The organism is Rhizobacter sp. Root1221 (assembly GCF_001425785.1).
Lineage (GTDB): Bacteria > Pseudomonadota > Gammaproteobacteria > Burkholderiales > Burkholderiaceae_C > Rhizobacter.
In genome coordinates this window covers 25,608-40,653 of the sequence record NZ_LMDI01000023.1, presented here as the reverse complement: position 1 = coordinate 40,653, position 15,046 = coordinate 25,608, and the positions used below count along the sequence as shown (strand labels likewise).

At 66.5% G+C, this 15,046-nt stretch carries 15 protein-coding genes; 9 read left to right on the top strand and 6 right to left on the bottom strand.

Annotation, left to right across the window (positions count from 1 at the left end; translation table 11 throughout):
* Positions 1-957: 957 nt before the first annotated feature.
* The 4 genes from ASC87_RS16630 to ASC87_RS16615 form a co-directional block, all read right to left on the bottom strand.
* On the bottom strand, positions 958-1,317 hold the full coding sequence (locus ASC87_RS16630; protein ID WP_056664283.1) for a VOC family protein: 360 nt from the start codon (positions 1,315-1,317) through the stop codon (positions 958-960).
* A 52-nt stretch (positions 1,318-1,369) separates the two neighbouring features.
* Positions 1,370-1,717: a DUF1428 domain-containing protein gene (locus ASC87_RS16625; RefSeq protein ID WP_056664281.1), complete on the bottom strand. Its 348-nt coding sequence runs from the start codon at positions 1,715-1,717 to the stop codon at positions 1,370-1,372.
* A 99-nt stretch (positions 1,718-1,816) separates the two neighbouring features.
* Entirely contained in the window at positions 1,817-2,320 is a 504-nt protein-coding gene (locus ASC87_RS16620; RefSeq protein WP_056664279.1) for a Crp/Fnr family transcriptional regulator, read from the bottom strand.
* A 226-nt stretch (positions 2,321-2,546) separates the two neighbouring features.
* On the bottom strand, positions 2,547-3,431 hold the full coding sequence (locus ASC87_RS16615) for a hypothetical protein (RefSeq protein WP_056664275.1): 885 nt from the start codon (positions 3,429-3,431) through the stop codon (positions 2,547-2,549).
* 157 nt (positions 3,432-3,588) lie between these two features.
* Between ASC87_RS16615 and ASC87_RS16610 the strand changes: the two genes are divergently transcribed.
* Both ASC87_RS16610 and ASC87_RS16605 read left to right on the top strand, forming a co-directional pair.
* Positions 3,589-4,824, top strand: coding sequence for an MFS transporter (locus tag ASC87_RS16610; RefSeq protein ID WP_056664273.1), 1,236 nt, complete (start codon positions 3,589-3,591; stop codon positions 4,822-4,824).
* A gap of 44 nt (positions 4,825-4,868) precedes the next feature.
* Positions 4,869-5,504 carry a site-2 protease family protein gene (locus ASC87_RS16605; RefSeq protein WP_056664269.1) on the top strand — a complete coding sequence of 212 codons (636 nt, stop codon included), beginning with the start codon at positions 4,869-4,871 and terminating at the stop codon, positions 5,502-5,504.
* Between the two features lie 5 nt (positions 5,505-5,509).
* Here the strand turns inward: ASC87_RS16605 and ASC87_RS16600 are convergent, their stop codons facing one another.
* Positions 5,510-5,980: a nuclear transport factor 2 family protein gene (locus ASC87_RS16600; RefSeq protein WP_056664267.1), complete on the bottom strand. Its 471-nt coding sequence runs from the start codon at positions 5,978-5,980 to the stop codon at positions 5,510-5,512.
* A 54-nt stretch (positions 5,981-6,034) separates the two neighbouring features.
* Between ASC87_RS16600 and ASC87_RS16595 the strand changes: the two genes are divergently transcribed.
* The 7 genes from ASC87_RS16595 to ASC87_RS16565 all read left to right on the top strand — a co-directional run bounded on the left by ASC87_RS16595 (position 6,035) and on the right by ASC87_RS16565 (position 13,451).
* Complete coding sequence (locus tag ASC87_RS16595) at positions 6,035-6,457, top strand: helix-turn-helix domain-containing protein (RefSeq protein ID WP_056664265.1); 423 nt, start codon at positions 6,035-6,037, stop codon at positions 6,455-6,457.
* A gap of 168 nt (positions 6,458-6,625) precedes the next feature.
* Positions 6,626-7,297: an SDR family oxidoreductase gene (locus tag ASC87_RS16590; protein ID WP_056664262.1), complete on the top strand. Its 672-nt coding sequence runs from the start codon at positions 6,626-6,628 to the stop codon at positions 7,295-7,297.
* Between the two features lie 162 nt (positions 7,298-7,459).
* Positions 7,460-8,221 carry a response regulator transcription factor gene (locus tag ASC87_RS16585; protein ID WP_082568679.1) on the top strand — a complete coding sequence of 254 codons (762 nt, stop codon included), beginning with the start codon at positions 7,460-7,462 and terminating at the stop codon, positions 8,219-8,221.
* A 70-nt stretch (positions 8,222-8,291) separates the two neighbouring features.
* Positions 8,292-9,641, top strand: a complete 1,350-nt coding sequence (locus ASC87_RS16580; protein WP_162255174.1) for an ATP-binding protein — start codon at positions 8,292-8,294, stop codon at positions 9,639-9,641.
* A 53-nt stretch (positions 9,642-9,694) separates the two neighbouring features.
* A complete protein-coding gene (locus ASC87_RS16575) occupies positions 9,695-10,756 on the top strand; it encodes a TRAP transporter substrate-binding protein (RefSeq protein ID WP_082568678.1) in 1,062 nt (353 codons plus the stop codon).
* 8 nt (positions 10,757-10,764) lie between these two features.
* A complete protein-coding gene (locus ASC87_RS16570; protein ID WP_056664255.1) occupies positions 10,765-12,798 on the top strand; it encodes a PAS-domain containing protein in 2,034 nt (677 codons plus the stop codon).
* A 56-nt stretch (positions 12,799-12,854) separates the two neighbouring features.
* Positions 12,855-13,451 carry a HutD family protein gene (locus ASC87_RS16565; protein ID WP_056664252.1) on the top strand — a complete coding sequence of 199 codons (597 nt, stop codon included), beginning with the start codon at positions 12,855-12,857 and terminating at the stop codon, positions 13,449-13,451.
* 397 nt (positions 13,452-13,848) lie between these two features.
* On the opposite strand, the gene prpF is transcribed toward ASC87_RS16565, so the two are convergent.
* Positions 13,849-15,033 (bottom strand): 2-methylaconitate cis-trans isomerase PrpF, encoded by a 1,185-nt coding sequence (gene prpF / locus ASC87_RS16560; protein ID WP_056664249.1) that lies wholly within the window; start codon positions 15,031-15,033, stop codon positions 13,849-13,851.
* Positions 15,034-15,046 lie beyond the last annotated feature (13 nt).

Below are 15,046 nucleotides of genomic sequence, written 5' to 3'. Positions count from 1 at the left end.
CTTGCGACGTGGCCTGCTGCTCCAGGATCAGCTTTCCTGGGGGAACGCGAGTGCCCGGTTGGCCGTGCAGCAGAGTCGCCTGTCGGAGCGGGACGTGTTCTTCGAGAACTATGGCGGGCGCGACGGCGAGGAGTCGTACAAGTGGCCGAGGGCTTTCAATTGGGATGTGGGCCTGGCCTACCAGGTGGCCTCGTTCGCGGCGGTCTATGGCGGTTGGCAATCCATCGTGGACTGGGACTACGGGTCGGCAAATCCGGTGTTGCTCATCGACGGCAGCGTGGTGCGCGCGCCGCGGATGCGCCAGGTCCAGGCCGGCGTGAAGTTCGACCTGCTCGATGACAGCCTGGCGCTGACCGTGGAGGCCTTCCGCCTGCAGCAGTTGAACCAGCTGGCCCATTCCGAAGCGTTGTCCGGAAGCTTCATGTATCCGGGGCTCGAGGTGCGCGGTCTCGAGATCGAGATGAAGGGGCGCGTGGCCCCGGCCTTGGAGATGAGCCTGGGGCTCACCGCCGTTCGTGCACGGTCCACGCTCGCCGACCTCCAGACCACACAAGTGTCCACCATCGCGGCAACCGGCATCCCGGCACGGTCCCTCAATCTGCTCGCGCGCTATCGCCTGCCCGAAACCCTGGTGCGGGCGTCGAGCGTGGGCCTTGCGTTGCGCGCCTTTTCATCGATGTGGTCCGTCCCGCCGGGGCTGGGAGAGACGCCGTCTCTGCGGCTACCCGGGGGCGCGCGCACGGACGTGTCCTGGACGCGCAAGACTGGCCCGTGGACGTTCGGCGTGTCGGTCCAGAACCTCTTCGATCGCAAGCTCTACGGGACCTATTCCACGCAGGGGTACGTCCCGTTGCAGCCCGGACGAAGTCTGGGTGTTGTCGTGGTTTTCGGGGAATGACATCCGGGCGCCCGCAGGGCGGTCAACGAGCCCTTCGCAGCCAAACGGGCGACCATCCCCTAGAGCGTCTGAATCAACGCCATGATGTTTCCCTCGCTGTCCTTGAACCATGCCGCCTTGGCACCGCCTGCGGTGATGGCGCCAGCAGCGCTCCTCTCTCCCGGCATGGCGTAGTCCTCGAATACCACGCCCCGTGCCTTGAGTGCTGCAATTTCGCGATCGACGTCGTCGACCGACCAGAACGCCTGGCTGGCCTGCGAAGTCCCCGCATTCGGTGTCGGGTACAGGAAACAAGCGGTGCCCCGGCCGAACGCGTAGACCACGCCATCGGCAACCTCTTCCTTGGGTTTGAAGCCGAGCTTGCCCTCGTAGAACTGCCGGGCCCGGGCCATGTCCTTTGCCGGGATGTACGCGTACATGGGGGAATCCTGAAGCATGGTCTTTCTCCTGCTGGATGGCGCGGGGGATCAGCTATGCGCTGACGATCACCTCGAATCCGCCGTAGATGAGCCGCTTGCCGTCGAACGGCATCGACTCGGCCTGCAGCCGCGGGTCGGCCATCGACTTCTTCATCCCTTCGTCGCGCACCGCGCGGGAGGGCCAGGTGATCCACGAGAACACCACGGTTTCATCGTCCTTGCGCTGCACAGCCATCGGGAACGACGTGAGCTTGCCCTCCGGCACGTCATCTCCCCAGCACTCGACCACCTCCAGCGCGCCGTGCTCCTTGAAGACAGCCGCTGCGGCCTGCGCGTGGCGCAGGTAGATTTCCCGGTTGGCCGTCGGGACGGGGACCACGAATCCATCGACGTAGTTCATGCCAGGTCTCCTGTGAATGGGCGGGGTCAAAGCGTAGCCCACAAAGCTGCGCTGAACCAGATGGCGCGCGCTCGACGTGGGTGCGCGGCACCGTGGACCTCAGTTGGGCGGTTTCCTGACCACTTGCATGATCGTCGTCTGCGGCTCCGCGTTCATCTCGACGGCGAAGAGGCGCTCGTCGGTGGCGCGCAGCCGGCGGCACACCTCCCGCCCCATGTTCATCTGGATGAGCACGAACTGCTCGACGTCGCGCTCGAACAATCGCATCAGGTGAGCTGGGCGCAGCTCGATCGCGCTGCAATCTTCCAGTGCCTTGACCGAGGCGCTGCGCGGCATCAGGTCCATCAGCGCCATCTCGCCGAAACAGTCGCCGCGGTGGAATTCGTGCAGCTTGTACTTGCGGCCTTCCCAGTCCTTCAACACGGCCGCGCAGCCGGCCTCGAGCACGAACATGCCCTGCGCGTCGTCGCCTTCCCGGAAGAAGTAGGCACCAGCGGGAACCGCCACGACGTTCGCCTGGTCGAGGAGGGACTGCAGGACGTCCTCGCGGATGGCGCCGAAGATCGGCATGCCCTGCAAGAGTTCGATTCGCGTTGCCTGCATCACGTACCTCCAGACTCTCGGCCGCTCAGGCCCAGATCCGACGAAATCATCGCATTGGACGGGTCGTGGACGGTACGGAATCGACCCCCGAACTCAGGGGAGTTGAACGCGACACCGGGCTCAACCCGCGGGGTACGGTGTGGCGCCAGCAAAAGGGCCTGTCATCAATTCCGCGTGGACGTGCGTTCAGTTCGGATCAAGTCACGAGGGTCTCGCCTCTTGAAACTCAGCGCCCTGTGCGCTGCGTCGAACGCGAAGACCGATCATCCGCCGCCGGCCCCAGCGCCCACAACAGCATCCACAGGCACCCGACGATCCCCAGCAGCCATGCCCCGGCAAGGGCGGTCAGCAGCGTGTACGACCACGACGCATCGACGCGCAATGCCAGGTCGCTGCGGTCAGGGTTCGTCCACGGGCCGGTGGCGATGGCCGCCGCGACATGCACGGACCACAGCGCGTGCACCGGAACCCACTGGAGGAGCAGCGTCACCACCGTCGCGACCCGGTGCACCTTCAGCGCCCGGACCACGGCGAGCACGAAGGTGAGCCCGACGATCCAGCCCAGCGCCCACAGCACGTCGTAGCCGTGACCGGCAGAGGCCTGCCGGGCCGCGGACAACACCGGGTCGAACGCGAGGGTGTCGGCCAGCTCGCGGCCGGTGAGGATCCCGGGGAAGACCGGGTCGGTGAACCAGAGGACACCTTCTCCCAGGTCGGCCGCGTATGCCGCCACGAAACAGGCGGCGGCCGTGGCCCACACCGCGCGGCGCACCCGCAGGCACGGCGGTTCACCGTCGCCAGAGGCCGCACACGGTTCGGCCGCTGCCAGCACCACACCACCCGCGCCGATGAACACGGCTACCGCCAGGAGCACGGCGGCGAGGCCGCTGTCGTGGTGAGGCCCGGCGGGCGACAGGAGCACGGACATCTGGCCCGTGAGCAACCCCGTGGCCGCCCAGGCGAGCCACGTGAGGGCGATGGCACCGAGTGCCCACCGGCGGACCAGCACCTTCTGCTGGCGCACCAGGGGACCGAGCAGGCGCCAGTGGGCCGCGGCCGGCGGAGCGGGCGCACGGGCGCGGGAGGTTCGTTTCTTCCGGGATCGGGTCATCGGGTTCGGGTGGGGGGACGCGCGCGCGGAGTCTAGCGGGCGCCCGGGGTGACCTGGGTCACGTTCCGGCCGCCTTTCAGAAACCCCTTGTGCCCGTCTTTTGGTGCGCCGCAACATAATGCAAACCTGCCGTCCCCGCCTTCAATGCCGCTCCCGCATGCAGTCCCCATCCCCCGCCAGCACCGCCACCCTGCCTCTGTCCGCCAGCCGTGAAAGGGCCTTCTGGCCGGCCATCGTGGCGCTCGGGGTGGGTGGTTTTGCCATCGGCACCGGCGAGTTCGTCATCATGGGCTTGCTGCCCGAGGTGGCCCGCGACCTGGCCGTCTCCATTCCCGACGCGGGCCACGTGATCAGCGCCTACGCACTGGGGGTGGTGATCGGGGCGCCGTTGCTGGCCGTGCTCTCGGCCCACTGGCCGCGCCGCACCTTGCTGATGGCGCTGATGGCACTGTTTGCGGTGGGCAACCTGGCCAGTGCGATGGCACCCGGGTACGTGTCGCTGAACCTGCTGCGGTTCGTTGCGGGCCTGCCCCACGGCACCTACTTTGGCGTGGCCGCCCTGGTGGCTGCATCGCTGGCACCGCCCGCGCGGCGGGCGAGTGCGGTGGGGCTGGTGATGTGCGGCCTCACGAGTGCCACGCTGGTGGGTGTGCCGCTGGCGGCCTGGCTTGGCCAGCACTTCGGCTGGCGTGCGGCGTTCGTGCTCGTGGGTGCCATCGCGGCCGTGGCCTGTGCGCTGGTGCTGCGGCACGTGCCCGACATGCCGGCCGACGAAGGTGCCGGCCCCATGCGCGAACTTGGCGCGCTCGCGCGCCCGCAGGTGTGGCTCACCCTCGGCATTGGCGCCGTCGGGTTCGGCGGCATGTTCGCGGTGTTCAGCTACATCAAGCCGCTGCTCACCGAAGTGACCGGCCTGCCGGTGGGCGCGGTGCCCATCGTGCTGGGCCTCTTCGGCCTCGGCATGTTCGTCGGCAACCTGGTGGGCTCGTGGCTCGCCGACAAGTCGCTCACCCGCACCATCGCCGGCCTGCTGGCCTGGAACGCGCTGGTGCTGCTGGCCGTGGTGTTCACCGCGCCGCACATGGTGGCCATCGCGTTCAACGTGTTCCTCGTGGGCACCATCGCGGCCATCGCCCCGGCGTTGCAGATCCGGCTGATGGACGTGGCCGGTGATGCCCAGACGCTCGCAGCGGCGCTGAACCATTCCGCGTTCAACACGGCAAACGCGCTGGGGGCGTGGCTCGGCGGCGTGGCCATTGCCTCGGGCCTCGGGTGGACGTCCACCGGCTGGGTCGGTGCACTGCTGGCCCTGGGGGGCATGGCGGTGTTTGCCGCGTCGGTCTGGCACGACCGGCGCGGGCGAGGCGCCTTGGCAGCACCCGGCATCGCGTAGCATTCCGGCTTGCCCGACCAGTCGGGCGCGCCGGACCTTCGCCGATGCTGTTGCTGCTGCTTGCCCTCCCGCTGTGCGTGGCGGTCCAACTGGGGACCCTGGCCCATGTTGCCCGTCGCTTCGGCCTGCCGCTGCGGGAGTTCACGTTCGGCATGGGACCCACGCTGCTGCACCGTGGGCGGTTCCGCTGGCGGCTGCTGCCGCTGGGCGGCTCGGTCGCGTTCGTCGAGCCGAAGGGCCCCGGGTCCGGCCTCGACGCCTTGCCACCCGCCGTCCAGCTGCTCATCTGCCTGAGTGGGTGCTGGGTACTGCTCGCCGTGGCCGCCGTGTTGGCAGGGGCCCCGTTGGCGTGGGCCGCCTTCATCACCACGCCCGGCCAGTGGCTGGCCGGCGCCCTGTCGCCATGGCAGGACGCGCAGCCGCTGCTCCGATCGGCCGCCCGCCTGGCCCACGAGGCGCCCGCCCCGGTGGTGGTGGGGACGGTAGCGGCCAAGCTGGCCGCATTGAACCTGCTGCCGCTGGCGGCGCTCAACGGTGGCGCAGCCGTTCGTGTGCTGGCGCGCGCGGCGGGGCTCGACCGCTGGTGGCCGCCGTCGTTCACGGTGTTGTCCGCGCTGGTGTGGCTCGGGTCCCTGCTGTTATGGGCAGCCGCGATCGTGCGTTTCGCGAGTGCGGCGTGACACCGTCACCCGAACAACACCGCAGCCTCCCCCTCGAACCACACGTTGTCGATCCGCACGCGGGCCATGCGCCACGTGCCGGCCTCGCGGCGCAGGTCCACGTCGTACCAGTTCTTCAGCAGCAGGCGGCGTGAAGGGGCCGCGCGCTGCACGTGCTGGGCCTCCACCAGTGCCATGAGCCGTGCGGTGTCGCCCTCGACGTGAACGCGGCCGTTGGTGACGGTGTGCGTGGTGTCGAGCGGAGCGATGTTCGCGAAGATGGTGGACACGACGCTGTCGCGGCCCGCGAACACATCCACATGGACACCGAACCGCGCGGCCGGCTGGGTGAAGTCGAGGGTCGCGTCGGCGGTGAAGGCCGATTCGAACAGCGCGCGGTCGCGCAGGTCCTGGCCGGCGCCGAAGCGCAGCAGGGCGTCCAGGGCATCGAGCCGGTCGGCGGCGGTTCCGGCGGGCAGAGTGAACGGGGCAGCCATCGGGTTTCTCCGGGAGCGTTAGGATGGCCGCAGTCTCTGCCGACGCCCCGATCCATGCCCGCCAGTCACCGCCAGGTAACCGAAACGCCAGCGCGCAGCGAACTGCCGTATTGCGGTGGCCAGTCGTGCGAGGTGGCCGTGATGCAGGCCGTGGCACTGCTCGCCAACCGCTGGGCGGTGCCGGTGCTCGAACGGCTGTACCTGGGTGGCGGCGCCATGCGCTTCAAGGAACTGCAGCGGCACGTGGGCGGCGTGTCGTCGAAGGAGCTGACCCGGCAGTTCACCACGTTCGTGCGGCACGGCATCGTGCGGCGCTGCGAGGCTGAACGTGCCGGCGTGCGCGTGGCCTACGAACTGCTGCCGGCCGGCCAGGCGCTGGTGGGGCACATGGCCTCGCTGGGCGAATGGGCGCGCGGGCGCCGTGATGCGCCGGCTGGCGACGCCGGCACGTGGCTGTCGCCGCTCACCCGGGGCTGAACGCCACCGCTTGTCACAGGGCAAGCTTCCCCGGCCTTCGCGCCGTCAGGCGTGCCCGGGGCCGCCAGGATGCAGCCGGCCATGGGCAGGCGGAAGGCAGGACCCGTTGTGCGGGTGACGGGGTCGCCGCATCGCCGTACGATGGACCATCACTTCCGGAGCGCCGCCATGAATGCATCCCCCCGCATCCTTGTCGTCACCGGCGCCGCGGGCGCCCTCGGGCAGGCTGTCGTGGCCGAGATGGGGCCCGGCACCAACCTCGTGTTGATCAACCGCAGCGTGTCCCCGGCCCCCCACGGCGTGCTGTCACTCGCGGCCGATGTCACGTCGGACGCCGAAGTGGCCCACGCCGCGGGGCTCGTGGCCAAGCGGTTCGGCCAGGTGGATGTGTTCGTGCATGTGGCCGGCGGGTTCGAGATGGGGGACCCGGTGCACGCGTTGTCGCGCGAGGCGTGGACCCGCATGATGGACCTCAACGCGTGGTCGTTCGTGAACGTGGCGAAACACCTGGTGCCGTTGATGCGGGGCGAGGGTGGCGGGCGCATCGTGGCCGTGTCGGCCGCCGCTGCGGCCCGAGGCGAGGCGCACAAGGGCGCCTATGCGGCGTCGAAGGCCGCGCTGCAGCGGCTGGTGGAGTCGATGGCGGCGGAGTTGCACGGCGAAGGTTTCACCGTGAACAGCGTGGCCCCCACCGTGCTCGACACCCCGGCCAACCGCGCGGCGATGCCCGGCGCCGACCCGTCGGCGTGGACGTCACTGGCCGATGCGGCCCGGGCCATCGCGTTCCTGGCGTCGGATGCGGCGCGGGCGGTGAACGGGCGGCACCTGGTGCTTGGGTGAGCGGCCCCCCGGCGCGCCAATGGCCGCGCCTGCCGCCATCGGCCCTTCATTCCTAGGGATGGCACCAAGACATGCCAGTACCTACCATCAAGTGGCGCCAGTGATTGGCAGCTTTGACGTCCACGTCGTGGATGTCGCGCATGCGCACAGGCGGTAACCAACATGAGAGGTATTGCTGCCGTGCGAGATGCTCTGCTGCACCCTGAAGATCCACTGCAAGGTGTGCCCACCGCAGCGAGGAAACCCGCTGAGAGGATCACCGTCTTCATTGCCGACGATCACCCCGCGATCGGTCTCGCCCTTTCGTTCGGGCTGCAAGCGCACCACATCTCGGTGGTTGGCCGGGCGACTGCGCCCGAGGAAGTGGTCGACCAAGTCAAGGCACTGAAGCCAGACGTGATCGTTCTCGACGTCCGGTTTGGCCGGGAAACGGTCAACACGGGAATCGATGTGGCGAGGCAACTTCTGCACGACGACCCGCGAAGGGGCGTCGTGGTCTATTCGCAGTTCGACACCGTCGAAATCATCCAAGAGGCCTACCGGACAGGGATTCACGCCTTCGTGCCCAAGTGCGCGCCGCTGGACCTGATGGCAACAGCCATCGAACACGCGCATTCGAACCGTGTCTATTTCGTGCCCGAAGTGGCTGAGCGGTTGGCCATGGTCAACATTGCCGGCGACCGTTCACCGCAAGCGTTGCTCGAGCCCCGTGAACTGGAAGTGTTCCGCTACATCGCGATAGGGCTCACCAGCAACGAGATCGCCGAGGAAATGAGCCTCTCGCCAAAGACCGTCTCCAACGTCCGTCAATCAGTGCTGGAGAAACTGAAAGCAGACCGGCAAGCTGACATCACACTGCTCGCAGTGGAGCACGGGCTGATCAACCCTGTGCCGTTCTCGCACGCTCGCCATCAGGCCAACTGAAGTCATGTCCAGGTTGGAGGAAGGCCGAAGCTTGTCCAGGCGCTCTGCGTTCGGCCGGTTGACTCATGTCGTGTTCCTCGCGGTCGCCCTGGTCGCCGGCGCGTCGATGTGGATGGCTCACGTGAGCCTTGAGCGCCTGAGTCGCGAGAGTGCTCACCGCCGTGCCGAAGCGCTTGCCGCGGCAGTGTCTGGCGCCCTGGGCAACGACTTGCGGGCGTCCCAGTTGTCCGTGGCCCGCGGGGTCATGCAGAAAGTTGTCGATTCTGATGAGGACGTCAAACTCATTGCGATCCTTGATCAACATCGCGCGCCGATCCTGACCTATGGCGACGCGAATGCCACGCACGACCTGGGCGCTGAAGCGATCGGGGCGATTCAGCCTTCAATCGCATCAGAACAAGCGAAACCCGATGGCTACGTTCGAGTCGTGCTCGCATCCACGGACCCGGGGGAGGCCTTCGCATGGTTCAGCGGTGCGGTTGCCATGGCGGCTCTCGGCGCGTTGATTCTCACGACGCTCATGTCGTCGTCGCTGAAGCGAAAGGCGCGCGCCGCGCTCTTGCTTGCCCGTGATCTCGGCGGGCATTTGTGCGCCCGTAACAATGCCCCACCGTTGCCTGACGACCTCGCCGAAATCGAGGCCTTGCTCCGGTACGTGATGGACGATCGCGAAGCGATGCGCGCACAACGCACCGCGCGTGCTCAGGAAGAACTTCGGGATGTTCACCTTGCCATCAGCGATGTGGTCAAAGGCGAGCGAGACAAGCAGCGACTGCTCGAGTATGCGGACGAACTGGTTGAAAAGGAGCGTGAACGAATATCCCTGGAGATTCATGACAACCTGAATGCCACGGTGGTTTCGATCAAGCTCTACGCCGAGACCATCGTGGCTTCGGCCGACGCATCTCCCCCGGAGGACGTGCGTCATTGCGCGACTCAAATCGTGGCGATCGCTTCGGAGTTCTACGACAACGCACGAGCCATCGTGCGTGAGCTTCGCCCGGAGGTGCTCGACACCCTGGGATTGAAGTGCGCGATCGCCGAGCTGGTACGCACGCTCAACGAAGCAAAGGGCAGCTGCCGCTTCGAGTGCCACGGTGACGATTCATTTGACGAGGTGCCCAGGCCGCTGTCGATTGCGGCCTATCGAGTGGTCCAGGAGGCGCTCGCGAATGTCGTCAAACATGCCAGGGCGAACCTGACCAGCGTCAGTGTCACGGGCGCTCCGCCGCCGCACCAGATCCGGATCGTTGTGTGTGACGACGGGGTCGGCATCGATACGGCACGGCAGCAGCGTGCCAACCCGGGCAGCACCGCTGGCCTCGGGTTGATCGGCATGCGGGAGCGCATCCAGCGGCTCGGAGGAAGCTTCAGCGTCGCATCTGGCGTGCAGGGTACTTGCATCACGATGGTCATGTGATCAGCGCCCATCGGGATTGCAAACGTCTTACCGCAGGGAGAAGAATGAGAAGAATGGGCACAGCGTTCCTGAGCGCAATACTGTTGCTGGGCGCGACGCACTCTCCGCTCGGTTGGTCGGGAGAAGTGCGTGACCACGAGGCCAAGGCGGCGCCGGGACCCCTGCGCTTGCACATCGTCGGCGGCCTGGCGAACGTCCACCAGTTCCAACGTCACGAGGTGCCCTTCTGGACCGAGCGGGTGAGGTCGCTCACGGGTGGACGTGTCATTGCAGACATCGTTCCATTCGACAAGGCCGGTGTACCGGGCAATGACATGCTCCGGCTCATGTCTGCAGGCGCTGTGCCGTTCGGCACGGCGTTGTTGGGCGTTTCATCGTCCACCGATCCTGAGTTCGGCGCCATCGACCTGGCCGGCCTCAGTCCGGACATGCCCACGCTGCGCCGAAGCGCGGACGCGCTGCGACCCTACCTGCAGAGAATCCTCAACGAGCGCTACGGACTCAGGCTGCTCGCGGTGTATGCGTACCCCGCTCAAGTGCTGTTCTGTCGTGACCGATTCAAGTCATTGAAGGACCTCGCAGGCCGGCGCATTCGAACGTCCACCCCTTCGCAGTCGGATCTCTTCGAGGCCCTCGGTGCCTATCCTGTCCGGACGGCGTTTTCAGAGATGCTTTCCCACATGAACTCGGGAAACACCTCCTGCGCCGTCACGGGGGCCATGTCCGGCAACACGGTCGGCCTTCATCAGGTCACGGGCCATCTGTCTCCCCTGACGATCTCCTGGGGAATGTCACTGTTTGCCGCGAACGAGGCCGCCTGGCAGGCGCTCCCTCCCGACATTCAGAAAATCATCAGCACCGAGCTCCGGCAACTCGAGGTTGACGTGTGGGCCGACGCCGACCGTGAAACGCAGGAGGGCATTGACTGCAATGTCGGTGCCCGCACCTGCGCCAACGGCAGTCCTGGGCGGATGCAACTCGTTCAACCTACGGCAGACGACGTGCGACTTCGGGCCGAGGTCTTCCGGCACACGGTCCTTCCGCGGTGGTTCATGCGATGCGGCGAGCCATGCGAAAAGCTTTGGGCGACTCGCATGTCAGTGTCTTCCCAATAGGACATCGAATGTTCCGCGCGCGTCTCACCTATGCGATTGTCTGGACGCTTGCCGTCGCCTTCAGCGGACTGCTGGTTTCGCTGGCCAGCCGGCTCGTGGAAGAACGACGGTTGAGTGCATTGGAGAGTGCGAAGGCCCGCGCGGCTTTTGCCGCCGACAACGCTGAAACCTCGGTGAACCGCTTTCTTCTGGGCATCGACGTGTTGTTGTCGAGCGTCGACCCCGTGCGAGACCGGCCTGGGCTCGCCCTCAAGGAACTGGCGCGATCGCATCTCGCAGTGCGGGATCTGGTGATCGCTGATGCCGATGGCAACGTCCTGGCGTCCGCCATGCCGGTCACCGAACGGTTGGGCCTGCGACTCCCTGACGGCCTGTTCGCCTCTCTGCTGCAAGGTTCCTCGCCGACGCTCGGCATCAGTCAATCCGTGGAGAGCTTCGCCACCTCCGAGCCCGTGATCTACTTCGCCCGACAACTGGGACATGGTCCTGACGCCCAACTTGTCAGCCTCGCCGTGGTGCCCATGGTGCACGTGGTCGCAAGCCTCGGTGCGCCTCAGGAGGGCTTCACGTTCATGCTCGAGCGTCACGACGGCGAGTTGATCGTTGCGGCCCCCCAGCATGGCGTCCCCACGTCCTCCTGGTTCTCTCGTGCACCGGACAAGGCGGTGCCCGACGGGGCGGCGGACCAGGCTCGATCTCCGGTGGAGGGAAAACGAGCCATCGTTGCGTCTCGCGCGCTGGTCCACCCAGGCCTCCGGGTGGCCGTGAGTGTGCCGCAGGAAAAGGCCTTGGAAAGTTGGCTCGTCTATCGGCGAAACGTCTTCGTCAGCGCCACCTTCCTTGGGCTTCTCGTGCTGGCCGGTGCGGCGCTGGTGCACTGGACCCTGCGGCGGATGCACTTGTCGAATCATGAAATCGGTTCGGCAAAGCAGTGGCTCGACCAAGCCATCTCTTCGGTGGCTGAAGGGATCCTCCTGTGCGATGCACGGGACAGGGTCGTGGCGTGGAACGACAGGTACCTTGGCTTCTATCCCTGGCTGAAGACAGTGATCCGGCCGGGGATCCCTCACGAGCACTTGATTCGGCTTTCAGTGCGGCACCTGTGCGCGTCGGAGACTGACGAGCAGCGGGAGGCGCTTGTCCGGCAGCGTCTGGCCGTTCAGGCGCATCCGGGCGGACAGTTTGAACACCATGTCAGCGAGGACCTGATCGTGCAGGTGACTGAGAGTCGCACGCCAGCTGGCGGGACCGTCAGCGTGTTTCGAGACATCACTGCCACGGAGCGGGAGTTGGAGGCGGCCCGCCGGGCAGAACAGATGGCGCGCAGCGCCAATCAACATTTCATCACCAGCATTCGCGACGAACTTCATGACGGGGCCCTTTCTCTGGTGGGATTGCTGGATCGGGTCAGGTGCGTCCAGCCTGCCATCATCCAGCCTTCGATCCTCGACCTGATTCACTGCCAGGCTCAGCAGGTGGTTTCCGGGATCACCGATCTGCATGAGTTGCACAGGCTGCAAAGCGGCGTGGTGCAAGTCAAACGCGAACCGATCGATATCGCTAGCCTGATCCGCCAAGCGGCCAAACACGCCGAACAGCTCGCCCGTGTGCTGAGCGTTCGGCTCGATGTGGTTTGCATGCCGTCGTTGCCACGGCGGGTGGTTTCAGACAGCGGGCTCCTGGCACAGCTTGTCTATTCGGTGTTGAGGGCGGCGGTCGGCGCTGCACCATCCGGCACGAATCTTCGTGCGGTCTTCTGCCACGAGGTGGGCGCCGACGCCATGGGCCAGCCGCAGTTGCTCCTGGAAATGCACTGCAAGGGCACGGACGACGCCAACAAGCTGATTCACGCCCTCAAGGAAGGTTCGAAAGGTACAGGTCGAACGAGCACCGCGTTGCGCCTGGCCCGTCGGCTGGCGCAGACCTTGGGTGGCGAAGTGGTTGTCATCGCGCATCGGGATGCCGCTGCATTTCCGAAGGTGATCTCGATGTCGATGAGGCCCGAAGCATTCCACGCAGACAGTACGGAGCTGGCCGCATGAACGATGCGACCGATTCGCCCGCACACAACAGGCTTTCACAACAGGTGACTTGAACCATGGACTTTGAACTTCTGGATCTGAACGAAACGCCCAAGATTCCCTGGAGGAATGGCGCAGGGTTGATGCGTGAGATTGCCATTGAACCGCGAGGCGCCGCCCCCGATGCCATGGACTGGAAGTTCTCGTGGGCCGAGACGATCAAGGACTCACCGTTCTCGTCGTTTCCCGGCATTGACCGATCGATCGTGCTGCTTCGCGGCGCCGGGCTTCGCCTGCGGTTCGCCGATGAAGCCATGAACGTGTCTTTCGACGACCCGCTGCGTCCGTTCTCGTTCCAGGGAGAGGCAAAGATTCACGCGGAACTGATTGACGGACCCGCGGAGAACCTCAGCATTCTGCTGAGCCGGGATCGCTATTGGACTTCAGTGACTTGGGTGGATACGGGCGATGACGTGCCGGCCGCTGACACGTTGTTGATTCTTTGCATGACCGGGGCGGTGCGGGTGTCACGAGGCGACCTGGCGCCGATCAACCTGCGCGCGCAGCAGGGCGCCCTTTGGCGAAAGGGCGCAAGCGGCCTTCGCATCGAGGCGGTTCCGCCCGGCGGGCGGGCGGTGGCTGTTGGACTCAAGAGCCGCCAGGAAAGCCGGTAGCTCGTACCTCGGCTTGGGCGATCGTCAGTCCGAGGTGGATGCCGCATGTCTCCCTCGATGCCGTTCGCCCGCATGCCACTCTTCTTTTGTACCGGGTTCGAGCCTGGACCTCATCGGGTGGGTCCTCGGTACATCCATGTCGAACCAAGCAACAGGACTTCATATGGCAACCACTCGCCGCGCAGCGGCCCCTCTTCCCGGCAGCAGTGATTCCCTGACAACATTGACCTTGGCTGGCCTTCGAATCAATGTTTTCGTGGGCGAGATACAGACCTTGAGTCCAAAGGTCATGGGCGCCCTCGAGGACGCCTCCGCACGCGGCTATGTCGTGACAGATCAGCACGGGAACCTGTGCGGTCGCCTGGTTCCCATCGACTCGCTGGGTCGCGCCTAGTTTTCACGGATGCGGCACCCGCACCCAGCCCTCCATCAGCACCCGCGCACTGCGGCTCATGATCGCCTTCGTGACGGTCCACTCGCCATCGGCCAGTGTGGCCTCGGCGCCCACGCGCAAGGTGCCCGACGGGTGGCCGAAGCGCACCGCGGTGCGGGCGCCACCACCGGCGGCCAGGTTGACGAGCGTGCCCGGGATGGCGGCCGCGGTGCCGATGGCCACGGCGGCCGTGCCCATCATCGCGTGGTGCAGCTTGCCCATCGACAGGGCCCGCACCAGCAGGTCCACGTCGCCGGCAGCGACGTGTTTGCCGCTGGACGCGACGTAGGCCGCGGGCTTCGCCACGAAGGCGACCTTCGGCGTGTGCTGCCGCTTGGCGGCTTCATCGATGTGTGCGATCAAGCCCATGCGCACGGCCCCATGCGCGCGGATGGCCTCGAACTTCGCCAGCGCCTGCGGGTCCCCGTTGATGGCGTCCTGCAGCTCCGTGCCGCTGTAGCCGATGGCGTCGGCGTTCACGAAGATGGTGGGGATGCCGGCGTTGATCAGCGTGGCCTTCAGCGTGCCCACGCCCGGCACCTCGAGGTCGTCCACCAGGTGGCCCGTCGGAAACATCGCGCCGCCACCGCCTTCCTCGTCGGCCGCCGGGTCGAGGAACTCGAGTTGCACCTCGGCCGCCGGGAACGTGACACCGTCGAGTTCGAAGTCGCCGGTCTCCTGCACCTCGCCGGCCGTGATGGGCACGTGGGCGATGATGGTCTTGCCGATGTTGGCCTGCCAGATGCGCACCGTGGCCACGCCGTGCGTCGGCACGCGGGCCGCGTCGACGAACCCCGCACTGATGGCGAACGAACCCACCGCCGCCGACAGGTTGCCGCAGTTGCCACTCCAGTCGATGAACGGCGAGTCGATCGACACCTGGCCGAACAGGTAGTCGACGTCGTGGCCCGGCTTCGAACTGCGCGACAGGATCACCGCCTTGCTGGTGCTGGACGTGGCCGCGCCCATGCCGTCGATCTGCTTGCCGTACGGATCGGGGCTGCCGATCACGCGCAGCAGCAGCGCGTCGCGGGCCGGGCCGGGCACCTGCGCCGCGGCGGGCAGGTCCTGCAGGCGAAAGAACACGCCCTTGCTGGTGCCGCCGCGGATGTAGGTGGCGGGGATGCGGATCTGGGGAAGGTGGGCCATGGGGTGGAAGTGC